Annotated in this window: 43 protein-coding genes; all 43 read right to left on the reverse strand. The window is 34.0% G+C overall.

Going from position 1 to position 26,360, the window contains the following annotated elements:
* Positions 1-182: 182 nt before the first annotated feature.
* A complete protein-coding gene (locus ACEN4L_RS00115) occupies positions 183-614 on the reverse strand; it encodes a phage tail assembly chaperone (RefSeq protein WP_079650412.1) in 432 nt (143 codons plus the stop codon).
* A gap of 87 nt (positions 615-701) precedes the next feature.
* The gene (locus ACEN4L_RS00120) at positions 702-1,172 is read right to left on the reverse strand and encodes a phage tail tube protein (protein WP_079650384.1); all 471 of its coding nucleotides are present in this window, start codon (positions 1,170-1,172) and stop codon (positions 702-704) included.
* A gap of 16 nt (positions 1,173-1,188) precedes the next feature.
* On the reverse strand, positions 1,189-2,496 hold the full coding sequence (locus ACEN4L_RS00125; RefSeq protein ID WP_079650386.1) for a phage tail sheath family protein: 1,308 nt from the start codon (positions 2,494-2,496) through the stop codon (positions 1,189-1,191).
* Position 2,497: 1 nt separating this feature from the next.
* Positions 2,498-2,683 carry a hypothetical protein gene (locus ACEN4L_RS00130; protein ID WP_207557994.1) on the reverse strand — a complete coding sequence of 62 codons (186 nt, stop codon included), beginning with the start codon at positions 2,681-2,683 and terminating at the stop codon, positions 2,498-2,500.
* A gap of 5 nt (positions 2,684-2,688) precedes the next feature.
* Positions 2,689-3,108, reverse strand: coding sequence for a DUF6838 family protein (locus tag ACEN4L_RS00135; RefSeq protein WP_131832529.1), 420 nt, complete (start codon positions 3,106-3,108; stop codon positions 2,689-2,691).
* Positions 3,105-3,575 carry an HK97 gp10 family phage protein gene (locus tag ACEN4L_RS00140; protein WP_079650388.1) on the reverse strand — a complete coding sequence of 157 codons (471 nt, stop codon included), beginning with the start codon at positions 3,573-3,575 and terminating at the stop codon, positions 3,105-3,107. Before ACEN4L_RS00140 ends, ACEN4L_RS00135 begins: the two co-directional genes overlap by 4 nt.
* Positions 3,575-3,931 (reverse strand): hypothetical protein, encoded by a 357-nt coding sequence (locus ACEN4L_RS00145; RefSeq protein ID WP_407095321.1) that lies wholly within the window; start codon positions 3,929-3,931, stop codon positions 3,575-3,577. Before ACEN4L_RS00145 ends, ACEN4L_RS00140 begins: the two co-directional genes overlap by 1 nt.
* Entirely contained in the window at positions 3,925-4,350 is a 426-nt protein-coding gene (locus ACEN4L_RS00150; RefSeq protein WP_131832530.1) for a hypothetical protein, read from the reverse strand. Before ACEN4L_RS00150 ends, ACEN4L_RS00145 begins: the two co-directional genes overlap by 7 nt.
* Positions 4,351-4,371: 21 nt before the next feature.
* On the reverse strand, positions 4,372-5,427 hold the full coding sequence (locus tag ACEN4L_RS00155; protein ID WP_079650392.1) for a phage coat protein: 1,056 nt from the start codon (positions 5,425-5,427) through the stop codon (positions 4,372-4,374).
* Between the two features lie 21 nt (positions 5,428-5,448).
* Positions 5,449-6,039, reverse strand: a complete 591-nt coding sequence (locus tag ACEN4L_RS00160; RefSeq protein WP_407095322.1) for a phage scaffolding protein — start codon at positions 6,037-6,039, stop codon at positions 5,449-5,451.
* An 89-nt stretch (positions 6,040-6,128) separates the two neighbouring features.
* Positions 6,129-6,326 carry a hypothetical protein gene (locus ACEN4L_RS00165; RefSeq protein ID WP_407095324.1) on the reverse strand — a complete coding sequence of 66 codons (198 nt, stop codon included), beginning with the start codon at positions 6,324-6,326 and terminating at the stop codon, positions 6,129-6,131.
* Between the two features lie 5 nt (positions 6,327-6,331).
* Positions 6,332-6,553 (reverse strand): hypothetical protein, encoded by a 222-nt coding sequence (locus ACEN4L_RS00170; RefSeq protein ID WP_131832531.1) that lies wholly within the window; start codon positions 6,551-6,553, stop codon positions 6,332-6,334.
* 34 nt (positions 6,554-6,587) lie between these two features.
* Entirely contained in the window at positions 6,588-6,794 is a 207-nt protein-coding gene (locus ACEN4L_RS00175) for a hypothetical protein (RefSeq protein WP_131832532.1), read from the reverse strand.
* Positions 6,795-6,815: 21 nt separating this feature from the next.
* Positions 6,816-8,024, reverse strand: coding sequence for a minor capsid protein (locus ACEN4L_RS00180; RefSeq protein ID WP_079650397.1), 1,209 nt, complete (start codon positions 8,022-8,024; stop codon positions 6,816-6,818).
* A complete protein-coding gene (locus ACEN4L_RS00185) occupies positions 8,011-9,471 on the reverse strand; it encodes a phage portal protein (RefSeq protein WP_407095325.1) in 1,461 nt (486 codons plus the stop codon). Before ACEN4L_RS00185 ends, ACEN4L_RS00180 begins: the two co-directional genes overlap by 14 nt.
* Positions 9,472-9,489: 18 nt before the next feature.
* Positions 9,490-10,773 (reverse strand): PBSX family phage terminase large subunit, encoded by a 1,284-nt coding sequence (locus ACEN4L_RS00190; RefSeq protein ID WP_079650399.1) that lies wholly within the window; start codon positions 10,771-10,773, stop codon positions 9,490-9,492.
* Positions 10,766-11,539 (reverse strand): hypothetical protein, encoded by a 774-nt coding sequence (locus tag ACEN4L_RS00195; RefSeq protein WP_131832533.1) that lies wholly within the window; start codon positions 11,537-11,539, stop codon positions 10,766-10,768. The genes ACEN4L_RS00190 and ACEN4L_RS00195 overlap by 8 nt, the downstream gene beginning before the upstream one ends.
* Positions 11,540-11,659: 120 nt before the next feature.
* Entirely contained in the window at positions 11,660-12,031 is a 372-nt protein-coding gene (locus ACEN4L_RS00200; RefSeq protein ID WP_079650402.1) for a DUF1492 domain-containing protein, read from the reverse strand.
* A 385-nt stretch (positions 12,032-12,416) separates the two neighbouring features.
* Positions 12,417-12,599: a hypothetical protein gene (locus ACEN4L_RS00205; RefSeq protein WP_131832535.1), complete on the reverse strand. Its 183-nt coding sequence runs from the start codon at positions 12,597-12,599 to the stop codon at positions 12,417-12,419.
* Positions 12,600-12,615: 16 nt separating this feature from the next.
* Positions 12,616-12,882, reverse strand: a complete 267-nt coding sequence (locus ACEN4L_RS00210; protein ID WP_079650404.1) for a DUF3310 domain-containing protein — start codon at positions 12,880-12,882, stop codon at positions 12,616-12,618.
* A complete protein-coding gene (locus ACEN4L_RS00215; RefSeq protein ID WP_407095326.1) occupies positions 12,875-13,060 on the reverse strand; it encodes a hypothetical protein in 186 nt (61 codons plus the stop codon). The genes ACEN4L_RS00210 and ACEN4L_RS00215 overlap by 8 nt, the downstream gene beginning before the upstream one ends.
* Entirely contained in the window at positions 13,057-13,197 is a 141-nt protein-coding gene (locus ACEN4L_RS00220; RefSeq protein WP_165702194.1) for a hypothetical protein, read from the reverse strand. Before ACEN4L_RS00220 ends, ACEN4L_RS00215 begins: the two co-directional genes overlap by 4 nt.
* 73 nt (positions 13,198-13,270) lie before the next feature.
* Complete coding sequence (locus ACEN4L_RS00225) at positions 13,271-13,438, reverse strand: hypothetical protein (RefSeq protein ID WP_165702190.1); 168 nt, start codon at positions 13,436-13,438, stop codon at positions 13,271-13,273.
* A 17-nt stretch (positions 13,439-13,455) separates the two neighbouring features.
* Positions 13,456-13,608, reverse strand: a complete 153-nt coding sequence (locus ACEN4L_RS00230; RefSeq protein WP_407095328.1) for a hypothetical protein — start codon at positions 13,606-13,608, stop codon at positions 13,456-13,458.
* Between the two features lie 213 nt (positions 13,609-13,821).
* Positions 13,822-14,079, reverse strand: coding sequence for a hypothetical protein (locus tag ACEN4L_RS00235; RefSeq protein ID WP_131832537.1), 258 nt, complete (start codon positions 14,077-14,079; stop codon positions 13,822-13,824).
* Complete coding sequence (locus ACEN4L_RS00240) at positions 14,072-14,335, reverse strand: hypothetical protein (protein WP_131832538.1); 264 nt, start codon at positions 14,333-14,335, stop codon at positions 14,072-14,074. The genes ACEN4L_RS00235 and ACEN4L_RS00240 overlap by 8 nt, the downstream gene beginning before the upstream one ends.
* A 2-nt stretch (positions 14,336-14,337) precedes the next feature.
* On the reverse strand, positions 14,338-15,267 hold the full coding sequence (locus ACEN4L_RS00245; protein ID WP_407095330.1) for a DNA cytosine methyltransferase: 930 nt from the start codon (positions 15,265-15,267) through the stop codon (positions 14,338-14,340).
* Positions 15,268-15,540, reverse strand: a complete 273-nt coding sequence (locus ACEN4L_RS00250; protein WP_165702191.1) for a helix-turn-helix transcriptional regulator — start codon at positions 15,538-15,540, stop codon at positions 15,268-15,270.
* Positions 15,485-15,769 (reverse strand): hypothetical protein, encoded by a 285-nt coding sequence (locus ACEN4L_RS00255; RefSeq protein WP_165702192.1) that lies wholly within the window; start codon positions 15,767-15,769, stop codon positions 15,485-15,487. Before ACEN4L_RS00255 ends, ACEN4L_RS00250 begins: the two co-directional genes overlap by 56 nt.
* A 19-nt stretch (positions 15,770-15,788) precedes the next feature.
* Positions 15,789-17,672: a phage/plasmid primase, P4 family gene (locus tag ACEN4L_RS00260; RefSeq protein WP_079650340.1), complete on the reverse strand. Its 1,884-nt coding sequence runs from the start codon at positions 17,670-17,672 to the stop codon at positions 15,789-15,791.
* 37 nt (positions 17,673-17,709) lie between these two features.
* Positions 17,710-19,425, reverse strand: a complete 1,716-nt coding sequence (locus ACEN4L_RS00265; protein WP_109557438.1) for a hypothetical protein — start codon at positions 19,423-19,425, stop codon at positions 17,710-17,712.
* 57 nt (positions 19,426-19,482) lie between these two features.
* Positions 19,483-19,938 (reverse strand): DUF669 domain-containing protein, encoded by a 456-nt coding sequence (locus ACEN4L_RS00270; RefSeq protein ID WP_079650342.1) that lies wholly within the window; start codon positions 19,936-19,938, stop codon positions 19,483-19,485.
* Between the two features lie 2 nt (positions 19,939-19,940).
* A complete protein-coding gene (locus ACEN4L_RS00275; protein ID WP_131832523.1) occupies positions 19,941-20,144 on the reverse strand; it encodes a hypothetical protein in 204 nt (67 codons plus the stop codon).
* A gap of 16 nt (positions 20,145-20,160) precedes the next feature.
* Positions 20,161-22,059 carry an AAA family ATPase gene (locus ACEN4L_RS00280; protein ID WP_079650344.1) on the reverse strand — a complete coding sequence of 633 codons (1,899 nt, stop codon included), beginning with the start codon at positions 22,057-22,059 and terminating at the stop codon, positions 20,161-20,163.
* Positions 21,981-22,394: a VRR-NUC domain-containing protein gene (locus ACEN4L_RS00285; RefSeq protein ID WP_079650346.1), complete on the reverse strand. Its 414-nt coding sequence runs from the start codon at positions 22,392-22,394 to the stop codon at positions 21,981-21,983. Before ACEN4L_RS00285 ends, ACEN4L_RS00280 begins: the two co-directional genes overlap by 79 nt.
* Entirely contained in the window at positions 22,384-22,746 is a 363-nt protein-coding gene (locus ACEN4L_RS00290) for an NUMOD4 motif-containing HNH endonuclease (protein WP_079650348.1), read from the reverse strand. The genes ACEN4L_RS00285 and ACEN4L_RS00290 overlap by 11 nt, the downstream gene beginning before the upstream one ends.
* Positions 22,747-23,064, reverse strand: coding sequence for a siphovirus Gp157 family protein (locus ACEN4L_RS00295; RefSeq protein ID WP_109557439.1), 318 nt, complete (start codon positions 23,062-23,064; stop codon positions 22,747-22,749). It abuts the gene before it with no gap.
* Complete coding sequence (locus ACEN4L_RS00300) at positions 23,054-23,263, reverse strand: hypothetical protein (RefSeq protein WP_407095332.1); 210 nt, start codon at positions 23,261-23,263, stop codon at positions 23,054-23,056. The genes ACEN4L_RS00295 and ACEN4L_RS00300 overlap by 11 nt, the downstream gene beginning before the upstream one ends.
* Complete coding sequence (locus ACEN4L_RS00305; RefSeq protein ID WP_207557990.1) at positions 23,247-24,524, reverse strand: DEAD/DEAH box helicase; 1,278 nt, start codon at positions 24,522-24,524, stop codon at positions 23,247-23,249. The genes ACEN4L_RS00300 and ACEN4L_RS00305 overlap by 17 nt, the downstream gene beginning before the upstream one ends.
* Positions 24,525-24,603: 79 nt before the next feature.
* Entirely contained in the window at positions 24,604-25,110 is a 507-nt protein-coding gene (locus ACEN4L_RS00310) for an NUMOD4 motif-containing HNH endonuclease (RefSeq protein WP_079650350.1), read from the reverse strand.
* A gap of 10 nt (positions 25,111-25,120) precedes the next feature.
* Complete coding sequence (locus tag ACEN4L_RS00315) at positions 25,121-25,723, reverse strand: hypothetical protein (protein WP_079650352.1); 603 nt, start codon at positions 25,721-25,723, stop codon at positions 25,121-25,123.
* A 64-nt stretch (positions 25,724-25,787) separates the two neighbouring features.
* A complete protein-coding gene (locus ACEN4L_RS00320; protein ID WP_165702193.1) occupies positions 25,788-26,165 on the reverse strand; it encodes a helix-turn-helix transcriptional regulator in 378 nt (125 codons plus the stop codon).
* The gene (locus ACEN4L_RS00325) at positions 26,155-26,352 is read right to left on the reverse strand and encodes a helix-turn-helix transcriptional regulator (RefSeq protein WP_079650354.1); all 198 of its coding nucleotides are present in this window, start codon (positions 26,350-26,352) and stop codon (positions 26,155-26,157) included. The genes ACEN4L_RS00320 and ACEN4L_RS00325 overlap by 11 nt, the downstream gene beginning before the upstream one ends.
* Positions 26,353-26,360: the final 8 nt, after the last annotated feature.

Below are 26,360 nucleotides of genomic sequence, written 5' to 3' on the forward strand. Positions count from 1 at the left end.
AGGTTTCTTCATTCCTCTTTTACTTTGTTTCTCTTGTTCCTTTTCTTCTTCCATTTTCACTTGAATGGCGGCGATGATGAAAGCTTTCTCTTGTCCATCCAAAGCTAAGTATTGATTGGGAAGTATATTGAACTTGTGAAGGCAATAGTACGCGATGTTCGCGTCAGTATCTCCTTCAGTGATTAGTTTTTTGCTTCGTCTACCGCTTCATTATCCTTTTCAGTAAACCCATTAAATTCTTGAATGAATTTTTGGAATTCAGCAAATTCACCTGGATCATCAATCATTTCTTGAACTAATTCATCCGGTGTTTTAACTCCATATGAATCTTGAAGTTCAGCGTTATTCAAATCCGGTTCAATAACACTGGCCACAATTAATTTTGTACCATATTTAGATGTGTTTAATTTTTGACGGTACATATGACGTTTTTTGTCCACTGGAACTTCAACCGTACACTCATCACGAATATCTTCATTCATTTTTGTGGTTAATGGTTTAATCGCCCATTCTAATGCATTTCCATTTTCATCCGCAATTGATTTTGTAGCGGCAAAAGAAGTATTTTCTCTTAGTTTTTTATTTTTCTTTAAGAATTTTGATAAGTTTGACATTGAGTTCACCATTCCTTTAGTTGTTTTGTTATTTTTATACAAAAAAGAACCCAAAAACCATTGAGATTTTTGGGTTCGGTGGATTTATTACATCCCAAGCAATGCTTTGAATTTTTCTGGCATAGTGAAGTCTTCGAACGTTCCTTCGACATCTTCATCTAAGTATTCACCATCAGCATCAAATTTCGTTAATGTTCCACCATCTAAGTTGCAATCTTTCAAGATGATTGTTTGACGGCCAACACTTGTTTGAGGGTCTTCATTTGTGATTTGGATTTCGAAGTAAGGATCCAAACCAGTATTCTTATAATCAATCAATGTTTGTCTAAAAATGGATTGGTTGTAGTGCATTGTTCCGGAAAATGTTCCGGTCATCCCTACTGTTTTGTGAGATGTCATAATTTTCCCAAGAATCGGAACTTCCACTTTATTTTTTTCAATCGGTGCTTCAAAATCAATGATGTTACCAAAATTATACCGTCTTCCAGCTATAGTGATAAAACATTCAGCTAGTTTAGCTGAAAGTGTATCTTGACCTTTCATAATTGCATTTTGCATTAGTCATTCCCCTTTCTTATTGGACCACAACGGACATGTATAACTGTTCCATTGTGTTGATAATTGTTACCGCATCGTTTACAATGATTGATTTCTTGCTATCACCTTGTTCGACAGTTACGTCTTCTTCACTGAAGTTTTCAATTGCGCGTGCTGCTTGTAACTCTAAATGATGGCTAATGATATCAGATTGAAGTGAAACACGACCCGATTGATCATTAGGAATTTGACCAAGATATTTGGTGCTGAATAAAGTAGCAATGTCATTTGCAATTTGATCCACAATACGCACTGTTTGGTTATCTTGGAAGATTTTTCCTTTGTCCGCGGTAAATGTAACAAGTGAATTAACATCACTTAATACACGAATATCTGAACCCACTTGGTGTAATGTGAATTCACCAGCTTTAATTGCTTGCTCTAATTCAGTTTGAGTATATTCAACATTTACATCGAATTCACCATCATAAATACTATTTAAAGCTGAAGCATTTACGGCTGTACCAGCAACAATACCAGTCACCCAATAAACTAGTGAAGATCTTGAAACTCCTTCGTCTACGGCTTCATTTTTGACGTTTACGACACCTTCATAGTCTGCTGCTGTATTAAATACGACAGCTTGGAATTTTTGACCCAATTCATCACGTAAACGTTCGGCATGTACCGCGTACAATTGGTTGATTGTAGGGTCTTCAGTTACAACTCCAATTGCATTAAATGCTTGTGATTCTGACTTGTCCAAGAATGCTTGGTGTGATGCACCGTCAACCGTTCCATTTGTTCCACCTGTTAAAGGTGTAGCAGCAGTTTGAACTAATGTTGAACCTTCTTTGAACTCAACGAAATCATTTGAACTTAATTCTGATGAATTAGAAACGATTTGTTCATCTACAACTGAAGTTCCTAATAATGTGATGACTTCAAACTTAGATTCGTCATCAACAGTTGGTTGAATGGAAATTTTTAAATCATTTCCACGAACACCAGAATGTTTTGCAGTAGCAAAAGCATTGGATGCTTTGATTCCACCACTTGTCAATTTATAAGTGATTAACGTATGAATGTTTAAGAATAAATCTCGTAAACCTTTCATTTTTTCGTGTCCATAATCATAACCAAAAATCTTACGTGAATGTTTAGTTAGATCCTCACGACTTACAACAAATACTTCGTTATCAATACCCCAATCCAAATCTAATGCCATTGCAGCAATGCCACGATCAGATAACGACGCATCAACTGTTGCGGCTGAAATGAAATTAATATACGAACCTGGTAAAACCTTGTTTTGAGAAACGAACGTTCCGCCACCTAATGCCATATTACTTCACCTTTCCCTTCATAAATTTATTCATTTTATTATCGACTTCTTCAAATGAATATTCTTTTTCGTTTTCCAAAATCACATTTAGAATGTCTTTTCGATTCGCATACTTTTCAGATTTCACTAATTTTTCTTTCGAAAATTTAGCAATTTCTTTTTTTGACACTTCTTTTTTTTCTACCAAAATGTTCAACTCCTTGCTGTATTTTTTACTTCGATGGATTCCATTGGGTCCCCCATTATTTCCACTTTATGTGTAAAAAAGTCATAGTGAACGAAAAAATGTAGAACATTATCCACTGGTTCAGCGTTCATTTTAGAACCTCTGAACGATTTCTCGTTCAAGTCAGTAACTTCTTCAAGAACAAAATTCAAACGTCCTAAAACCTCGTTAATTTCGTTTCTACCACCTTTAGGGAAGTATTGAATCAAAAATAAATGTTTCTGTTTGTATTTGTTATTTATGAACTGTTCATTTTCCGGTTTAACCAACGTAATCAAAAAACAAGGTTCATTTAAACCTTGTTCGACATTTTCTGTATAAATTTCTGACTCTGGAAATTCTTTACTTAAAGCTAAAGAAATCCCATCAATGATGTTATTTATCATCCAAACACGTCCTTAAACATTCCCACAATCATTTTTTCTAATATTTGTGGTGTAGCGGCTTGTAGTTCTTCTTCAGATATAGTCAGCATGAATTGACCAGCTACCCAACCTTTATGATTTGGTGTTCTATGACCAAACTCAACATAGCTGGCATAATCTACTGGATTGATGATCTCAATAACGAAAGATGAACCTGTAGAAGTGACGGACAACGATTCAGCATAAGATTTAAAATCTATATCTTTTTCATTGGTCCATCCACGTCTTAATGTTCCACCAACTTTTCCAGAACCTGAAGAATATTGACCGACAGCCGTTCTGGGAATAACCAACCCTAATAATCTGGCTGCTAATTCTTTTGCAGCTGCTTCATAGAATTCAATGATTTGTTTACCGTCTAGTTTTTCAAACTTTTTGTGTAAGTCCTTTAGTTGTTTAAAATCTGCTTTCCCAAATCGTTTACCCATTAAGTCCAACCTCCAAATGATTCCAGGATGATTTCTTGATGAGTAAAATAAAGAGCTGGTTCTCCACTTTTACCGTACTCATTTGTTTCACCATTTTGAGTAACGACTAGTTTTGAACCAGGCTCTATTTTAATATCTGGATTAATGAATAATTTAACGACAGTTGAAACTAAAGTAGCATTATCGCTTGAATTAGCTGAATTAATATTGGAAAAAGACAACTTACATGGAATGTCGGGTTTATCGATTACCGGTCCAAAACTTGTTGAACCATTTGGTAATTTGATTTTTTCTTTCTTCCAAATCGTACATTTTCCAATATAGGTACTTTCAACTGCATTTCTGACAGTCACCATTTGATTTTGCGATAAGATAATAAATCACCTCGCCCATAATTCATGAGTTGACCAATTAAAACATCAATACCACTACTGCCACCATCTTGAAAAGTAGTAGTGACATCACCAGTTTTAATCGATTTTAAGGCTTGTTTTGAATCGAATTCACTTAATCGACCTGTTAATTGCCTTACGTTTAAAAACTCGCCACACACCATATTAACTGCCGTATAAATGAGTCCTTCAGGTATAGAAAGTAAATTAGTTTCATTAAGGATGGTTTCTTTTACTTTTCCAATTGCATAAGACAATTCAAATGCATCTTCAGTTCCCAACTCAATACCAAAAGTTTTCAATCGTTCAATTGATCGCTCGATAATCGCATCCAAGATTACATCATCTTTAACTATATTTTTTACACTTTCAAATAGAGCCATTAAGGGTCATCCCCTTTCTAATTACCCACGAGACACTAATTTAACGATTGGAACATCTTTGTGGTCAAAGTATTTACGTGCTGAAGCATTACCACCATCGTGAACTAATTCCCAGTTAGTTCCATTTTCCAATTCTGCTTTTGTTGGTGAATTAGTAACCATTGCTTTTTTAGTAAATGAAATTCCATAAGGTGCAAATACTTTGCGCTGACGACTATATAAAGTATCTTCCCCACCGTTTACTTTTGCATCACGAGCCATTTCGTGAGGAACCTTTACACCAACATCTTCATGGTCAAATGCTCCATCACCCAATACATAAGACGTGTATTTGGTATAAGCTTCAGTTTCCGCCTCTACATCTGCTGGCACTTCTTCAGTCGGCATAGCGTCATCGATCAATACTGTTTTACCATTCCAAGTTGCTAATTGTAATTGACGTTCAATTCCGTTTGCATCTGTATATTTTAAATATTGTAAAACATTCAAGTTTTCTAAATTGGTAGCTACTTGTGAGTGCATGATAATTAATGAGAATTTATTTTTCTTATCTCCAGATGCTTTTTGAATTGCACTATTTAAAGTGGTAGCTCCTACAAAATCATCAGATTCAACTGTATGATTATCAATAAATTTAGCATTTCCTGTACCAGTCATTGAGAACACACCATTCAAAATAGCCAATAATGTATCTTGGTCAACGTCTTCCCAATATTCAGACGCTTGACGACCAACATTGCTCATGAAATCTACTCCACCAGTAATATCTTCACTAAAGTCGCGTTCAACCCATGCTTTCGCACGACCAATAACAACGACACCACGATCAAAAGTAGTAGTGCTAGTTGCCGTAATATCTGTTTGACCGTCATAGTTCAATGGGTCTCCACCAATACGACCAAACATAGGTAAAACAGCATATACTACTCCGGTTTGTCCTGTAAATGCATTACGAATTTGTTCGTTTGAACGTAATGCTCGTGATTTCAACAATTCATTCTTTGTTAATTTAGGAACTGTATCCACATACGCTCCAAATGCTTCAGGGTTAAAAGTTTTTGCATCAAATTTTGCCATTATCTATCATCCTTTTCGATTTTATTGTTTTGTATTTTTTAAATAAGTATCAATTTCAGCGTATGACATTTTACTGAAATCAACTTTTTCTTTTGAATCATTTTGTTTCTGACTACCAGGTTGAGCACCTTTAAAATTTGGATCTTTAGGTGGTTCTTCGATATTGAATAAATAAGCATCTGATTCTTTCAAGGCATTTAATTGTTCTTCCAATCCCTTAATCGATCCATCTTCATTTAATTCAACCTTTTTTAACTCTAGTAAAGCTTTGACTGCTTTTTCATTCTTTGCTTTGAACTTATTCAATTGACGTTCAACCGCTTGGTCTAATTTCATTTGTTTTAGTTCAGCGACACGTTCAGTTTCAAGCGTTTCGACTTTTTCTTTATATTCGACAATAGTATCTTGAAGTTCTTTCACATCAACATTGTCTTTTTGTAATGTTTCAAGTGTTTCGTTAGCGGTTTTTAATTCTTCTACTTTAGAATTGAAGTCTGTTTTAGGTACTGCATTTTTTGGAAATTCCGCGTCTATTTCCTTGTTTGCTTCTACCAAGTCAACAGTTCCATCTTCTTTAGTGTGTTTGTTTAAAATCGTTTTAATCCAATCCATAATTAAAATCTCCATTCCTTTTTATTCTGGTCGGTACCAGTTAGAGTTGTGAGATATTCCGCTCACGTTCGGTATTAAGACTTTTAAAGTCATTCTTCAGGACCAATAAATGTTGGTTTTCCTAATACGAATATTAACAATCGTTCAACCGGTTCGTCATTATGTGTAATTGTAAATGTTTGTGGTTTGAACCAAAAACGTATACATCTAACCCACCACATAAGTTTCCAAAATGGTTCGCATTCTATTTTGACATTGGTTTTTTCAAATAATATTCTTGTTTTCATATTGGCTAACCTCTTATTTCATCGACTAAAATAGATTTTACAACTTCCAATAATCCTATAACTGAAGAAGTTTCTTCTGTTGAAAAGGAGATGTCTACTTCTTTATCCTTGTTGATGGCTACAATGATAACTTGTTCATAAGTATCTTTCGTTTCTACCAATTCATCCACTAACTCATTAACCGAGTATCCGCGTTCTTTCTTTTGTTTAGCTTGTTTGAAATCCATAGTTCACCACCTTCAAGTCAGATTAGATATTGGATCACTTCCTTTCTTTAATGGGCAAGAATTCAATAGAAATCCACAATTCATTATGATGTTGTTCTTCTTTATTTCCGGTATTTATTTCGTTTGTCATACGTCCATCTAAGAGAATAACTTCATCTTTTTCAAATGATTCAATGAATAAATTCAATTCTTTACGCATAGCATTCAACTGTTCCAATTGTGCTTTCTTAACCTCATCCATTACCTAACCCTCCTTTCAAAGTTATTTTTTTCTCTTTTTAGGTACTTGTTCGATCACATTATTCGAAACATCAATTACACCTAATTTTTCATAATCTTTGTCTGAAAGTTTATCCAGTAACGTATCGAAACTCTTCACTTTATATTTCGTCTTCATTTTATTAACATATTCGTTGTATTTGCGTTCATCTATATTTGGTTCAATGTATTCCGCATACCAATCTTCATACTTCATGTTTGCCGGAACATAGTAAGTTTTACCTGTTTCATCATCACGTGCTGCACGACTACCAATAATGAAGTCATCTTCAAAGTATGGAATAGTAACGGTACGGCAATTTGGATGGAATGGCGGTGCAGTGACACCAACCTCGTAATTGGACATTTCAAATACTTCTAAGTCCATATCTTGACAAATTTCAGATGTAAGGCTATCTAAAGTAGCAACAATCTGATATTTTTCAACATCCAAATCTTGATAAGCTTCCTTTTGACTTTCAGCATAAAAATAAGCCGATTCAGTCATAATTAACCGTCCGGCTTGCTTTTTAGAAGTATTCATTTTTTTAGCAATATTCTTGATGGCTTCATCAGGTTTACCGCCACGAATAGTCATTTGAGTTAATTCTTTATGCAACTCATTGACTAACTTATCTTTGTTTTCCCAAATACGATCACTAAATATTTTCTTATCTACTGACCAAGGTTTATTGATGATTTTATCTAATCTACGTTTATCAAAAGATTGAACTTTCCAACCAACATTGAACCCCTTTTGAACTTCAAATACAGAATGATAATAAGTATCGGGGATTACTTTTTTAGATAATGAAGTGACACCAGCTAGGTATTCAGCGAATAATACTTCAACATGATTTTGAATTTGAAGTTTAGCTAAATCTAAATTAGAAATATGAACTCTTGCTGAAGCATTTTCAAGCTGCTTCATCCAAATAGGATTATCTTCGTTCTCTTCACCATATCGAATGTAATCTTCCACATCCCATTGAAGTTCTTCTAATTCAGCTGCCGAAATGAACTTACGTGCATCAGCCATTGATATTTCATTGTTTACCGCTACTCGTTGATACCATTGTTCAATAGATTTAGCTAAATCCTTTTGAGTTTTATTGAATTTATTTTCTAAATTTTGATACAAATCAATCGCTTCATCGTGTTCCATTTGTTCAAGTGCTTCAAAACGATTCTTCCAATACTTATTCGACTTCATCCGTCTTCACCTTCTTAAAGGCATTTTCATATTCATCCACTTTAGTTTCTTCTTCATCAATCAACTGCATTTCTTCATCCACATTATCAATCCAAGGATGATTCTTGACTTGTGATTTACGTGAAATGACACCAGTACTATTTCGTATGTTCGTAATGATTTCAGATTCATTCAGCATCATATCCCGATTAAAAACTACATCTACAATTTCTTCGTATTCACCTTTATTCGAATTAACAAAGTGAATGTCAATGAAATAAAGCATTTGTTCAAAACTAGCTTGAAATTCTGTTTCCATTTCATTAGCATCCAAATCAATATCTGAATACATAGATTGAATGTTCATTTGATTTGGAGTACCATTCAAACGATCATCTTTACCATCATACCCACGTGCGTTCTCAATCAAGGCATCTTTGAATAGCTTCAAGATAACTTTATAGTTTTCAGCATTTACTTCAACTTGCAACGTTTTAACATCACCGCCACCTGTAGTGGAATCATTTCGAACTTTAACTGCACCATATTGAGCTAAGTTTCTTCTGAACTCACCTAAGTTCTGACCATCATAGTTGACCAGGATAAGAATAGTATTTCGTGCATCCTCTTCCATGTTATTTGCAAACGTGGACAATACTTTATTGATCGCATCTTGTAATGATTTGACCTTACGAATCAATGGTATTTCTTTTGTGTTATATCTGAATGGAATTATAGGAAGCTGCAACCAATTAAACGGTGTCTCATTTCCTTCTTCATCAATCGCACTAAAATAGTTACTGAAGGGTTCTTCATCTGGAATCAGTTTGTTTTCAGTACGAATAAAACGACTAATACCGTTTGAATCATAGACTTCAACTTTCTGAAATTCTTCACCTGAAGGAGACTCCCAATCATAGAAGTAAATTAAGTATTCTAATTCTTCATGTTCAAAATCAGACCATCCAGGAATGACTTGATAAGGTTTTAACCGTCTCATAGATAATGTTCCTTTATCATCATAATTCAAGAACAACCATCCAATGCCACAATTAAGAGCATCTTCACCAATATTCTTTATTAGACGCTGGAACCTCTTATTTAAAACATCATCTAATAATTTGTTATAAGTTTTATTTTCTGATTGGAAGATGATGGGTTTACCCAATAAATAGTTTTTCTTTTGATCAACCATCTTTTGGTATTGATTATCAATGATTTGATTGTTGGGAAGATTCTCAACTTCTTCTAGTTCTCCACCTTGACCAATAACAGTACGTTTAACTTCCAGAATGTCATGTTTACCCTCATAGTAATCTTCACCAGTAATCATTTCTTTGCGTGATTTAGAAGCAAGAAAATCTTCAATCTGTTTCTCAACGAATTCTTCATCCGTCATAGCATTCGTTTCATGAATGATTTTATTTAATCGAACTGGATCACTCGATAGACTTGTAAATTTAAACAAATTATTTCACCTTCTTTCTTAATCAAAACTGAATGTACCTTTACGATAAACAACTTTAAATACGAAATAACGCAATGCATCCATCGCATGATCATGTTCTTTAATTGGTTTGTCTTTACCCAACAAAGAAGCTTTGTCATCCCATCGATAAGAACTAAATTCTTGAATAACGTTTTTACATTTTCTACTGAATTTAATTAAACCTTCATTCATTGCAGAAGCCGTTGCTCTTATCCCATCTAACACATCATTACTTGCTTGTTCAACAACATATCCGTCATTTCTTAAAGCCGTAATGAAAGAAGCAGCTGAAGGGTCAACAATAATTCTCACATCTGATTTACTTAATTCATGATCTTCAACAAATTTATTCATATCCTTAACATATTGTTCATCTGTTTTTTGACGTTGTGTATCACGTCCGGAATGATAATATTCATCACGACAATACCATGTATCTTTGTTTTGTCCCCACAATAAGAATGCAGTAGGGTTCAACGTACCATAATCGACTGAGATATAATGTCTAGTGAATACCATGTCTTTTGGAATATCCACGACCATTGTCTCTTGATCAAAATTATCGTAAATGATTCCTTCAGACATTACCCACAAACCTAAAATAAACCGCTGGAAGAACACACCGGAATACATTCGTTTATATCTATTTTTTACTCTCTCACTCAATGAAGGATTATCATCCATTGTAAAATGAATGTGCAAAGCTAATTTTTCTTTTGCTTTGTCAATCCATTCAGTCTTGAACCAATGATAGGGTCCTTCAGGATTCATATTAAACCATAGTTTAGAACCATCTACCGAACAACGTGCTGTTGCTTGATTAACGAATGATTGTGGCATCAATGCAGCTTCATCAAAGAAGAAACCTGCTAATGTAATCCCTTGAACCAAATCTTGTGATGATTCATCTTTCCCACCAAATATAAAGAAATAATTTGTTTTGTCACCTTTAGATACGGTCAAGATATTCTCGGAACGATTATCATGAACCTTATATCCTCGTCCCCACAAAATAATTTTGAGAGTTCTCAATACATTACGTCTGAATGATCCAATCGTTTTACCAGCCATCCCAAACTGTTCTTCTTTAAATTCCGTCATAGCCCATAAGATAAAACTCAATGACATGATCAACGTTTTACCAGCACGAACAGAGCCATCACAAATAATAGCTTCCAAATTTTTAAATGATGGATGTTGCCACCAACTCAATACTCGCATTTGTTTTTTGGAGAAGTTAGTAAATTTAAAAACTATGTTTGCTTTTTTTGTTTTAGCCATCCGAATCACTCCAAATAGAATCCATGGATTGATTAATAGCTTCTAAGAATCCATCATCTTCATTACCATTTGAACCAGGAATTGATGCTTTGATTTCTTTAATTTCTAAATTAGATTTTTCGACTTGATTATTCAATAGTTCAATTCTCAATCTTCTTTCATCAAACTCATCTGTTAATTCACTAAATTGTTTGATCAAATTTCTTTGTTCGGCCATAGCTCTTGTTTGAGCTTTGATGTAGGATTCATACTTCTCATAAGCAAACATATGCTTATGAGTATCTCCTACACCTTTATCTCCCCATGAACTACCGATTTCTACTCTTGAATCATCTGAAGCATCTTCAACAAACATAATTTTTTGCATTCGAACAATAGAGCTAAAATTAATTTGAATCTGAATCCAAAGTTGATCAACAAGTGATTTACCTTCCATCAAATCCATAATTTCAACTTGTTCTTCATTCAAATATTTACTCCAGAATCCTGATTTCAATGCTATCGAGTTCCGTTTTGTAAATTGATTCTTAGGATTAGGATTACCTATTCCTTTTCTACTCTTTGTTGGTTCTGCAACGTTTTCTGATGCAACTTTTTTATTTTTTGATGCAACATTCGTTTTGTGTTGCGTTGCAACATTTCGTTGCCATCCTTCCCGATTTTTACGACTTCTCAACGTTGAGGGCTTGACATCATGTTTTTCGGCTAAAGCCTTCATTGTTATATCTGTACTTTCAAATTCAGCTCTAATTTCTACCCAATCCACATTAATCCCACCACCTCGCTTAAATTAGATAAAGAAAAAAGAGATACCTGTACTGGAAGGAGGTGACCAGGACAAATATCTCTTTTTTTGTATTATCTTACATTTACATAATATGATGGATTACGATGTCTTACAATGTCTTTCAGTGTCATTACTAGACAGTTTAGGACAATATTTTTTACCGAATGCAATCAATGCTTTACCGTGGATTCGATGCACATGTCGTTCAGTATAATTAAGAGAATAAGCAATATCTTTCCAGGACTTATTCAATACATATCTTGCTTTAAGTACATATTTTTGTTTACGATCACTCAACTGATCAATCTCATTACCGATTTTCATTTTCAATCGAAGCGAATCACCTATCTTCTTATCAATAGACGTTTTCAATTCAGCATAAGCAACATATCCGTCATCGTAACTTTCTCGTGCTGAAGTTTGTACTTTATCGGTTTTTAATTGTTGTGCGCCTAAGAACGATGCACTCATATTTTCAAGGTCTTCTCTTGCTAACTTAATATCTTCATCGACATATCGAATTTGATTTAAGTATTCTTTGGAATCATTCAATAATTTACACAACCTTTCTCATTTGACAAGCGGTTCAAGGTAAACATTCAGGTTCAAGATGGGTTCAAGTTAAAAATATCTATCTTGAACCGTCTTAGTTCTTACTCTCCCAACGGATTCAATCTATCGGTTCAAGATGGTTCGTCATTTGGTACTATATACTTATATATTAGAGTAATAACTATAAATTACTCTAATTTAGTACATTACATAAAGAACTTGATTTCATCTTGAACCATCTTGAACCTCTTACTCTCCCAAGGGTTTCATCTTGAACCTTCATCTTGAACCAACCTTGAACTTTTCATTCATCTTGAACCGATTTATGAATTATTCGACCCCTACCACTATTTGTTAAATGTTCTTTGAGAACGATGATGTCTTTCTTCAATTCTTTATTTTCTTCTCTAACCTTCAACCATTGAATAATAAACGGTGATTTTCCAATCGCATATCCAACTAAAAACATAACGATATACTCAAACATTTATCCACCACTCCTCCTAATCTAAAATATTATATCCGCCATAATGAGTGTCAATGGTTCGCTTATTCTCCAAATATTCGATTGCTTGGTCTAAATTTTTTCTTGCTTTCTTTAGATCTTCTACTCCATTTTTTAAAGGGCTACGGAGAATATATTCTGTTGCACTAGCAGCACGATGTGCAACATACGCATCCTCGTATCTTGGAATGAAATTCTTCAACACATTTTCTACTTCCAGACCATCCACTCCCACATAATGATTAGGTTTGTTTATTTTACTCATTAGGAACCTCCTCAGCTAAAAAACTGGGATAAGAAGCGAAACTAGTAGATTGTTTTGCGTCTTGATAATCACCTAATACTTTGTAGTGTTTACCTCCAATTATGATCTCTTTACCTATTGGAAATTGGTGTTCCATTTCTAAAGGATGTAACACTACTTCTATTCGTTTTGTTTTCATTCCGCACCATTCTCTTTCATGTTTTCGATAACTTTCATCGCTTGACCGATTCCAAAAGCCATAATTTCCATGTTACTTTCTACTGCAAATTTTCTTTCTTTTTCTAACTTTGCTAAAATCTCTTGTTTATCTAACATTTTGATTACCCTCCATATTTTAATTCACTTAAATATGAATCTTTGGATAAAATTCATATTTAAGTGAATCATTTTATATTTCAATCGTGATGCGTCTATTTGGACCATTACCTCTACTTTGATAATTAGGAGTAGCATAATAATGAATTGTTTTAACTCGAACATCTAATACTGCAGCACATTCTTTGGCTGTTCCCATTGCGAGAAGTTTTTCACCTTTATAAACCGCGTATTGTTTCATTACCCCCATCCTCCCTCTTACTTTTTAATTTCTCTTTGTATCGCAAACATGTAAAAAGCTGCAACGAAACCGAATAATGTCATCCGATGTGTGTCTAGATTAATCATTCCGTAATAAATAAAGAGCAACGCTGCTAGTGCAAACGAGATTAAATACAAACACCCTTTCATTTAGCACTCTCCTCATGAACTCGTATTGGAACCAACTTAATTGTTCTTCTACCTTCATTGAACGACTGTAAAACATTGAAAAACGAATGGATAATCAATATTTTTACGATGATTTCATCATCTGATTTTCCTTTACACCAATCAGCAGAAATACTTTCTTCAATAACCAAACCACTAGTCTTCACTTTATAACGATTTTTTTTTTTCCAGCCATTATTCATCACCAAAAATATCAAGAGTTCCATCGGTGATTGGATCTAATATCACTACACTGTCCGAAACATTAATTTTTGCAGTCCGCTTACCTTCCTCATCATCTTCCATTTGAATGACGATAGCTTGACCATTCGGATAAGACTGAATAATCGTATAATCATCTTGATTAGGGTCAACTTCTATTTCTATAAGTTTTTCAAATCCAAGTGCAGTTACATTTTTAAATTGTTCTGAAGTATCGTATAGTTTACTCATTATTTTCACTCTCCATAGTTTGGTATTTTATTCCTTCGTTTCTAGCTTCAATTTGATTCAACTTCCAGTTACTAATGAGTAACTGCTCTTTATTTCCATCACGTTCAAATTCTACTCGTTGTAGCTCAACATATACATCTGCTAAATTTTGATGTAGTGTTTTAACATAGGTTTCGGTTTTAATAATGTAATACGTTATCAACGTTAATAACATCAGAATCAAAATGGATAAACCAATATTTATTTTCTTTAACATTTTTAACCTCTCTCCAATCCTAAAATTTTACTGAACAATTCTTCCAACACATCTACGACAATGCTATTACCCGACTGGTGATATAAGGTTCCGTTTAAGAAATTTTTTCGTCTCGGATGTGCTTTTGCTGCATTATGATAGTCATTATCTTCAAAACCCATTAGTCTCCAACATTCGAGTTCGGTCAATAATCGATATTTTCCATTTCCTATAGGTATGATCCCACTGTTTGGACAACGCATTTGCTTGGTTGTAATTGTCCAAGCAAAATCTTCAATCACATTTAACGATCTGGTAGAAGATGAATTAATTTTCTTCAACATGCTGGGCTGCGTGATGATATAGCGATCATCAACATCACTTTCAAGAAATGCTTGAATATTTTGCGTAGGTTTCTTTTCTAATAGAGTAAAATCAAATGCCGGACCATCTAGCTTACTGACCACGAATATTCTTTGTCGGGCTTGAGGTATTCCAAAATCTCTCGCATCAAGAACTTCAAAACTGTTTTTATATCCTAATGATTCCATATCGGATAAATAACGATTGAATGCCCCCATCATTCTCTTAGATAAAACATTCTTAACATTTTCCCAAACTACAATTTTAGGTTTCCAAATACCCATGTTCTGTATGATTCTAATTGTTTCAAACATAAGAGAACTTCTTGTACCATCTTCGGTGTTTCCACCATATTGTTTCCCAGCAATACTAAAATCCTGACAGGGTGAACCATGTATCAAAATATCAGGTTTCAAATCATAACCAACAACTGATTCAGAACGATAATTGTTATCAAATATTTCATTATAGGTTCTGACAGCTTTTTCGTTCCATTCAACATAATCAATTGACTTATGTTTGACTCCTAAATTAATCAAAGCTTTTCTTGGTGCCCCTATTCCACCAAACAATTCTAATATCTTAATCATCTAACCCCATCTTTCATTTTCATCTGCTTCTTTGATCGCTTCACGAATTTCTTCGGAACTCCAATCAATAAGAAATTTGTATGGTTCGATTCTTAATGTGTCAGCAAATTTATCTAAAGTATCTGGACTCAATCCAACTGTTGCTTCTTCAATTCTTTGGATATAGCTTGGAGAAATGCCCATTCTTCTGGATAACATTTCTCTACTGATACCTTTCTCACTTCTGAACTTGCTGATATTGAACGCTATTATTTCCCTGGATTGCTTTTTCATCCACCATCTTCTCCCATCCATGCTGCATACCAAACCATTTATAAATTTGGTAGCGCTCATCAATTAGAAACAAGTTGTGTAAATGTTTACGATCGGTAGACCAAATTGTTACTTCTTTATCTTTTGAGACAAAAAATTTACCAGTAACTTTAAAACCATGATCTCTTAACCACTCCATTAAGTAGTTTGCTTGTTTTTGTGCTTTCGCTTTAACTTTACTTTCACTCACTTACTTCTCTCCTTCATCATCATTTAGATACAAAAACGCGGTATTTTCTTCCATCAATTTTCTTGTCTACAATGTCAAAACCATAAAATTTCTTGATTTCTTTAGAAAACTGGATGTTACTCATTGCAGTTAAACCATTGTTGATGCAGTATTCTGAATATTTTAAGAAAGTATCTTTCGTTGGTTGATCTTCTAATCCAGAACGATCTACTGATTTTAAGAAACCAAGAATTGGATTATTTTCTTCTTCATATTCTTCAATTTCTTTTTCGACCGCTTTAGAGATAGTGAATTTATTGTTGTCCAATACACGTTTTAAGCCCTGTATTGCTATTTTGATTAAGTATTCGATAGATTCTTGCTTTCTCAGGTCATACTTGATGTGCGGCTTAAAACCTGGATCATCAGAACTAAAACGGGCATTAAAAGGAATAATAACTAATCTACGAGTGACTGCCGCGGAATCTTTTCCTTTCCCAAGTCGTGGGATACTATTCGCTGAAAAGAGCAGCTTACTGTAATTATTAAAATCAAAAGGATCCAATCCTTTTCGTTCAACAGACATTCGATCACCAGTGACTAGCTTCTTGAATACAGCTGTATTTTGGATGTACTCGTTATTGATATCATCACCAATGTTTGCCATTTTCCCAAAGAGTTCAGCGGTTTTGAACCGATCTCCCAATTCAGCTAAATCTAGTGCGGATATATTGTCCTCACCCAACATGGTTTTTACCATATCCAGGAAGGTTGATTTACCATTTGATTTTTCACCTGTTAGGATGAAGGCTTTCCCTAATTCATTTCGCCTATACAAGGTGTAACCAACCATTTCTTCCATCAAGTAACGAATACTTTTATCGTTACAAGCCATTTTATTCAAAGTATTATCAGTCAAATCACTATGAGCATGTGGATTATAACCCCAATCAATTTTATTAGTAATGATGTGATTGGAAGTAAAATCAATGAATTCATCTGTAAAAATATTGAGTAATCCATTTCGGAATGCAATCCACGCTGCATCTTCTGATTTTTCATTTTCAGTAATTAAAATTTCCAAGTAAGCCAACACTTCAGAACGTTTTGCTCGATTCAATGAAGGGATGTGTTTGATCATGGCCGATTCAATTTTGTCGTATCCAGATGTATAGATCCCATCTTTATAAATGTGCAATTGACCATTTATTCGCTTTATGTGGTGATTATTCTTTAGAAAGACAGCAAATTTATCAAATAAGAACGCATTTTTCTTGAAAAATACTGGTTTTGAAAAAGCATCATCCCTTAGAACGATTTCCAATTCTGATTCTTCTAGTGGTTCTTTCAGAATGTACCCATTGATTATTTCAATCGTTTCTTTTGATTCTTCTTTGGAAAAATCATTCGACTGGAGGGTTAAAATATAATTGAATAAAGCTTGATTTCTACCTTCTCCAGAATCCATATCTAAGAATTCAGCATTTGATTTTATCGGGAACAACCATTTTGGAACTGTTTCAGGTTCTTCATCATCAAACAAATCATAGATGATTTCTCTTTCAATACCATTGTGTTTCAGAACCTCATAGCTGTTTTTAGATCCCAATTTGATATCTGCTTTGATCCCGATAGATAATTTAGCACCAGTTCGATTTGTTTCTTGCTCTTTATTTTTGAAAAGGAAATGTTTTCCCCTGGTAGTCTCATAAACTCGACAAGCCAACTGTTTATCTTCCACAATATCCATTAAGATTTCTGATTGATCATAATCATCAATATCAATCAAAATAGTATCATTTGCCAATATTCCAGCATAATCAGGTAGTGATTGGACTTGTTTAAAGGTTTTGAAATCATCTCGCCCTTTTATTTTTTCTATGGACTTTTTATCTTTTGTTTCAATGTAACCTTTATAAAACAAATCCAATCGCTCCTTCCTTTTTTGTGTGGTGTCATCATTAGATCACTCCAAAATCTCTTAATCGCTTGTTTGTCATATCAATATAGAACTTTCTATCCAGGTAACTTGGTGTCTTTACTCCATCCATATTGTCATTGAAGGTAAAACAACTTAATGGAGAATTCGGAAATTTTGCAGCTGTTTTGGTAATTTTGTGTACTTTTCTTAATCCACCATCAGTTTTTCTATTGGAAGCGAAAATTCTTACACAACGTTCATTCAGCTCTTTTTCCCCATGAAGTAAATGACTATATTTACCACTTATTTTTGCTACTAATTGAAATTCGATTAGGTCGTCACATTCGTTGATTGTTTTTTCAACAGGCGTATCATTCACCATATACTCAATCAAAGCTTTATTGATGATCGGTAAATTATAATCAATTCGACTCAATTTCTTCACGTATCCACCTTTAGTTTTTACGTTACCTTCAGCATCCACTAAAATGTAATTATTAACATCTTTTTGGAATAATCGTTCAAACTCTTCAAATTCCATTACCATACCGGTCATTTGTTCCCATTGGTGAACGATGTCATCAATTAATTCATAGTCATCGTAATTGCGTAATTTAACTAAGATACCATCGGTGTTGGATTGGAGTAACTCAACGTGTTCTTCCACCATTTCAATCAACAACAACAGCATCAATTGACCATTTACACAAACAGCATTATTCATTAACGGATCATATAACTTACTGTTTTTATCTTTCAGTTGTCCTGAAATGGAGTTATCGGCAATTTTAAACGGTAGCCGTTCAACTTTTCGACCTTCTTTTTTCAAATTAATATTTTGCATGTGTATTTTCTCAAAGTTTTCAGGTTTACCCATATTCCGGTAACCAAAGTTGTATTCCATTTGTGTTGAAGGATAGTAGGCTTCAACGTCAATATTTAACAACCAACCCTGTTCGGTACTCTTTTCTTTTGCTCCATGAAGACCACCCCATCCAAATACGTGTGGTACTCCGGCAACCGTGGTTTCCAATTGATGTAATTTTGTACCATCTTTGTATTTCATATTTTCTGGATTACGGTACCAATCTAAAACGTATCGGTATTTTTTCAAGTACTTCTCAACTGCTGTAACGATAGGAAAATCAAATTCATTTTCATTGAATTTTTTCTTCATTCCACCTAGAATTTCCGATACGAGTTGTGCTTTCGTTTTACTAAAAGAAGTTATTGGTAAATCGAATATTTTTATCAACTGTCTACTAGCTTCAAATTCACTTTTTCGTTCCAAGAAAACTTCTACTGTTTGCTGTACATCATGACGACAGTATTTGATAGTTTCTTCTATTTCTTCTTCAGTTAATTTACGATCAATATCAAAAGGTACTGTTGATTCTCGAATATCATTACCCATGTAACCTTCGAGAGTTTTTAAACCACCATCTCCAAACTTCATGACGTCATAATTAATCATTTTAATTTTTCTAAATAGCGATGAAAACTTCCAACCTGGATTACCTTTTTCAATGATGTAATCATTTACTCTTTTTGGATCAAATCCACAAAGGATAGCTTTATGAATATATTGGTCATAATGATTATTGTTATAACCAACCCAAATTTCATTGCGATTTTCTTCATGGAATTTTTCCAATTTTTCAGGGTCATTAATGATAATATGTTCTTTCTTTTTCACCATATCTAAAATGACCACTAGCCAATCTTCTTTGAAAACCTCATAGTCAAAAAATAACAAGTCATTTCACATCCTCATAAAAAATAAGGGAGAAATAACCTCCCTTATTCAGTTGTTTTATTCTACTTCGAACACATCTGAAATCTTGTAATTGCTGAAACCTTTTTTACCTTCTGTATATTCCAATTCGAATTCTAATGTTTTATCGATAGCTTCCATTACATCCATTAATAGTTCGCCATATTGTTTGTATGAGCTGAATTCGATTGTTAAACCAGAGTCCATTCCACGTAACAGTTCATTCGCAAAGTGAATTTGGAAGCCTTGAGTAATAACCTGGTTGTAGAAAATAAGGCTGTTTTTGAATTTTCCTTCAAGGATTTTGAACCAAACCGTCACCATTGGGTCACCTTTTTTAGATTGAGTCAATTCCATTTTATTTACTGCCACTTCATAAGTTCCGTGAGGTACTTCTTCGTAATCTCCACCGCCATTTTTAGCAGCTTCCTTTACATCATTTTGTAATCCTGTAGTATCGATTTCTTTATCAAATTTATCCCAAATATTAGCCATTGTTATTTATCTCCCTTAGTGTTTGTATTTTTTATTACTGTTAATTCGTCTTTTAAAAAAAGTTCTAATTTACCGTTTTCTAAAGTCACTGATAACTGATAACCGTTACGTCCGTGAATACTAGTAATCGTTCCTTTTATTCCAACTAATCTACCGTTTGTAGCTTTGTTCTTATCTGTAATGATGATCCTATCCATTACTTTCATGATTTCATTACTCCTTTTAGTCGCGTTTTTTGCGAGTACGTCTTTTAGGTTCTTCTGAAGATTCTTCAGTAGTTTCTTCGACTTTTGGTTCTGCTTTTTTACGAACGCGTCTTTTTGGAGCTTCTTTTTCTTCAGCTACTTCAACTACTTCAGTTGATTCACTTTCTTCTTTTTCATCCTTATTATCCTCGACTGGTTCTACTGGTTTGCGTTTTCTTGTGCGAGCTTTAGGTTTTTCTTCAACCGCTGGTTCTTCTTCCGCTGTTCCCATCTCTGATTCATCCAATGACTCCGATTCTTCAGATATTTCTTCCGGTTCTGTTTCTTTCTCAGTTTCTTCTTCAACCTCTGTCACTTCCTCAACAGGTTCTACTTTTTTCTTACGTCCACGTTTCGGTTTTTCAGTGGTTTCTTCAGTTGTAACTTCTTCTTTGACTGCAGCTACTTTTCTTTTAGAAGGTTTATTCGCATTTGCTTCTTCATAAACTTTCAAGAAAGCTTCATAATCCAATTCAATTTCTGTTACATCAGTAGTTAATCTTCCACCACCAAATGTCACTTCATCTTGCTTAAATGAAAGAGTACGATCATCATTTTCTTCAACAATGACACGCGCTACAATATGGACCATTCCAGCCAACTTATTTGATACTTTGTCATTTAAGTTTGGTTTAATAGCCGTTATACGGTCACCACCCTTTTTGGTAATGTCTTTGGATGAATCTTCATGACTGATTAAAATAATGTTCTCATAGTCCAGGTTCATCAATTTACGGTATGTTGATAGGAATTCAATACGAACTTTATCCCATGCGCTGAAGGAATCATCTGATTCATGAGTGATTCCCAATTTGTCATACATGTAAAGGCGACATGATTCATAAGTGTCTTCAACCAAATCCACAATGATGGTTTTAAATTCATTATCTTTCTTTTCCAATTCGTCAATCGTGTCTTTAAAGTTTGCCCATGCGAATGTGCGAATGGTACGTCTTCCTTCAGTAACTACCGTGTCTTTTATTGGAATAAATGGAGCATCTACGAATTGAATGTTCCCATCTGTATTCAGCATTAATGGATCAGGGAAATTGTTCGCAAATGTCGTTTTACCACTCATTGGTTTACCATATTCCCAAATCGTTCTCTTGCTTACTTTCGTGATATCTCGTCTTTCGTTTCCTGGTAAAATCATGTAATCTTCTCCATTCATAATGTAGTTGTGGTATTCTGAAAATTTCCATAAATAATCTTCGTAAAGCGGAAATGTATCGGCTTCTAGTAATCGTTTTGAATCTAGTAAAAATTCAATAACTTTTGAAGAATCGTATTCAATTTCAATTAGTTCCGGTTCCATGGTGGAAAGTTGGTCCATTAAACGTTGTCTAAATTCGAACAATGATTCAGTTTTCTTTTGTCTAATTCCAGTCTTTGGAGCAAATAAGAAATACATATTTCTTACTTCTTTACCTGGGTTTTGTCTCTCCCAAAAGTATTTGTACAAGTGTAACTGACTAGAATTCTTATAGTTCTTGACGTTATTTGAATATTTGAAATCGTAAATGTCATACGTTCCATCTTCGTTCTCAGACACCAAGTCAATGAATCCAATAAAATCTTTGTTTGAAATCATCACTTCATGTTCACCATCTGGAATCATTTTCTTTACTTTAGGAACGATAACTTCCAGCTTCATGGCTTCTTCAATGTGTCTATCGTTGATGATGGGGTAACTCATGTAATATTCTTTGATTCCTTGTTCAGCGGTTGTTTCTACCCCTTTATGAAGTCCTAATCCAATGATTAATGGATTTGTTGGATCATCAGGTGGTAAAGTTCTTAATCGGTCAATATATCGCAATTTGTATTCGAGTGGATTTCTTTTAAAGAGTTCAACTCTGGAATGTGATAGTTGCATTGAAGTACTCCTTCCACAATTTGTTTAAATTCCTCAAATCCTTCTGGATATAAAATCAATCCTATTCCGTTTGATTTGTTGATTCGTTTTGTGTTTAGTTTTTGTAATTCGGATGGAGTTCCTACTGAAGCTTTCAGTTCAATGGAGAAAAATACCCCATTAATACAGGCAATTACATCTGGAATACCAGACTTTTGAAATCCCCCTCCAAAAACTTTGAAGTACCATCCCTTTTGCTTCACCGTCATACTTTGTATCGGATGACCAGCAGAATAGATACCTTGAGTGTGTAACCATTTCTTTACTTTATTTTCAAATAATTTTTCACTTGCCATTCAAAACCCTCTTTCTCAATCCAGTATCCCAAGCATGTTGTGTGTTTTCTGAATTTGTCATCCACTCCAAGTTATCAATATGATTATTCGATTTATCACCATCTTTGTGATTTACCTGTGGTTTGTTCATAGAATTTTCAATGAATGCTTGTGCTACCAGCCTATGCACTTTCTTTATATTTCTATGAATATCAACTTTCAAATAACCCTTTGGATCCGGATATGGTTTCAAGATTATCCCTTTTCTAAATGCTCCATTATTCATAATGAAACCTTTAGACCGAACTCTTCCAAAACTACTAACTTCATAGGCTTTGTATCCTTCCACCGGTCTCCAAACTTCTGCTGCCATTTAACGTACCGTAAACTTCAAATATGGTTTTCGTTCGGTAACTTTAGGATAATCTTTCAACAAATCTTCATGTAAACTTGGTTCTTTTTTCTTAACTGCTGCAAGGTCAATACTCACACTAGGTTTTGATTCGACATAAGTTATCTTAATGAACTCATTGTCAATGGATTGAATATCATAAGCTTCCATTGAAGATTGAATCTGACTTTTAACCTCTTTTTCTTGTTTTTCCAGAGATTTCTTTTGTGCAGTTAATCCAGCCAATTGTTGAAAATAAACCAAATGATTCTTTTCAAATTGTGTCATTTCATTTTCCATATTCGTTCAGCTCCTCTTTCCCATCTGTGATTGTTCCATCTAGTAACCACACCAATATCGGTAATACATAGATGAATATTTCTCCACCTGTCGAATCATAACCTCTACTACCATCTGCAATTTCGAATATATAAGGTGCTACCCAAATGCAAGTTGCAGCAAAGATTGACCATAACGTTTGTTTATTCGTTGGTTTCATATTCCTTAAAGAGTTCATCAGTATAGTCCTTTCTCATTTTCAAATTTTCATAGATATCTTGTTCGATACTGTTTTTTGTTTCTAAAATATAGTAGAAGCAAGGTTTATCTTGTCCAATCCTATGAATACGTTTCTTGGATTGTTCAAATAATTCACTTTTTTCAGTGAGTGAGAAATAAATAATCTTGTTTGCTTTTTGAAGATTCAGACCCATTGCACCAGCCTGGTATTGAATGAAGGTGATGGAGTTATCAAATAACTCATAACTTTTTAAATGTTTTTCGTCACCACTAATGACCGACATTGGACGTTCGTGTTTGTCAGCTAGTAGTTTCATATTTTCCAATTCTTCTTTGAAGTTATAGAAAACTACTAATCGATCCATGGTACTAGTTATCAAGTCTTCGAATGCTCGCCATTTATTTTCATTGTATTGAGCTGCTAACATTCTCAAATACAATCTATGAGTTAATGTAGTATCTCCAATTAGTTCCAAATCACTCATTCCCCATACCGTTCCGTAAAAATCAGAATCAATATCATTTGGTTTTTCTTCATAAACATCCCCATAACCTTTCAAAACAACATACTTATCATGTTTAAACGTTCTGTATAGTTTTGTGGACGAAATAGGCACCGTTATGAAGTTTTGTCTTGGTAAATCGAATACTTCTTCAGTCTTCATGAAGATGGCTCCATGCTGTCTCATTTTTGATTTTAGACGTTCTACGTTTCGATATGGATTAGCTGGGTCAGGTATTTTTCTGATGAAACCACCTGAATCAATTTTTTTCCAATTCACGTACTGTTTTTCATACAAATTCTTTGAAACTTTCCAACCCAATAAATGAAGTTGAGTCCATAAATTTTCGTATTTACCACTCGTTGGTGTACCAGATAATAGGATGACGTTCTTAGGTTGCATGTCTAGCACAAATTTAGACCGTTTAGCCTTGTCATTTTGAATCAATGAGGATTCATCTAATATTAGAGTATAATCTCTCAAACCAAGGAATATTTTCCTTCTAAAAAGCAAGTCATAGTTAACCACTAAAAAATATTTGTGGTCTTCATTTAATCCCTCATTCAATTTCTGCAAATTACCTTTGATCGTCATATCCAATAATTCATACTGTGGATAATGCTGTTCAATGTGTTTTGACCAGGTCTCAATCAGTGACTTTTGACAAACGACAATAGTGATCCATTCATCTAATTGTTTTGCTTTTTCAGAACCTACATACGTTTTTCCAAGTCCCATTCGTCACATATCCAAATAATAAGCTACGTTTGAGAACTGTTCTGTTTCCTTTAGCGCACGTTCTTGGTGCGGAAATAACTTAATATTGGACATTGGCATCACCACACTTGATAGAGTGTCCGAATAACTGGAATGAATTCCCTCGTTTTCGCCTTTCGTGTGAGATTCTGAATGGTTTTAACCCGATTGCGATACTTGCTTCTTTCATTGTCCTAAATCGTTCACCATTCACGTAAGTTGGTACACAATGAGTTTGTAATTCAGTTTCATAAGAGTGTCTAATGTTTTCTTTTTGAGAAAGCCATTCTAAATTCGCTACATGATTGTTTGTTTTATCACCATTGATATGATTGACTACATTTCCACCTTTTTCTTGATTGATGAAATTCAATGCTACCAATCGATGAACGTAATATTTTTTGACTTTCCCAAATCGATCGTATAAGTTTACTCTTAAATATCCACCTTTATTAACATAAGGTTTCAATTCTCCAATTCTTCTCGATGTAGTTTGGAGAATTGAAAATACTCTACCGTCATGGGAAACTTCGTAAATTCCTTCGTAACCTTTAACCGACAATTTCAATTATCTTCACCTACCCTATTCTTACTGGTGTAACCAGATATTGAAGGTTTTCATGTTCAAACATCATCGGGCGAACTGCTGAACTAGCTGTCATTTTGATAATTTTTATTTTTTGAGTTTTGAAAAACATCATCGCGTCATATAAATATTTTACATTTACAGCTATATGAAATTCTTCATTCATGTTCAGTGGAACAGTTAATTTTGCTTCTTGTATGATGTTTCCAGCGTAATTTACAGGTTTGAATTCAATACCATCTTTGCGAAACGAAAGTTTTATCACTTCTACTTTTTCCAATTTGAAAGGACTCAACATTCCAAGCATTAGTTTTGGCTCCAACTCAATTTGAAAACTACCATTTTCTACTCCATTGAATATTCGTTCCAAACTTGGATAAGCTGAAGTATCAAGATAAGGTACAACGTGTTCTGGTTGTTCGTGAACGTCTTTCATTCGAATAGCTACATGACTATTAGTCATTTCAATGTTTCCATCTTCTGTGAAATGAATTGTGTTTAAAACGGGACGATTTTCTTTTAATCTCTTATTACCTACGAACCATTTTTTCAATTCTGCTTGTAGCTTATTGAATGTTTTTTCAGTTAATTCCATGGTATACTCTCCTTACAAATTACTTTTTCCAAGTCACTGTTCGCTGCAGTGGCTTTTTTTCGTTTTATCCAACATATTCTTTGAATTTCTTTGGACTGATATGGTAGGTGAACTTACTACTCATCTTTACCGCAAAACCGAATGGTAAAATACCATTTTGTAATCCAACTCTTACGAATTGTTCTGACTTGCCAAGTTTTTTAGCAGCAAATGAAATGGAAATGTTATTTGTACTTTCCGGTTGCGATTCGGATTCTTCTAAAAAATCAGCATCCACTTCCAAAACTTTCATCAATCTCTTTTTGTTTTCTGCGGATGGCTCATTCTTTCCAGATACATACTGACTAATAGATGATTTTGCTAAACCAGTTAAATCACTTAATTGTTTTTGAGTCATTTCGTTTTGAATCATCAACTTTTTCAACTCTTGACTAAATGTCATTTGAATCACCATCCATACTCAAAATATAAATAATTCTCTTCCTTTGTTCCGGAGCGTTTCTTTTCCCTTTCAAAATATCTGAAAGATATGCTTCTGAAATATTCAATGTTTCTGCTAATTGTTTAGCCGACATTTTCCGTTTCCATAGCTCATTCCGAACACGTATTTCGAAAGTTTCGGACGTCATGTTTTTTA

Origin of the sequence: Desemzia sp. FAM 23988, from assembly GCF_045528365.1 — a bacterium.
GTDB lineage: Bacteria > Bacillota > Bacilli > Lactobacillales > Carnobacteriaceae > Desemzia.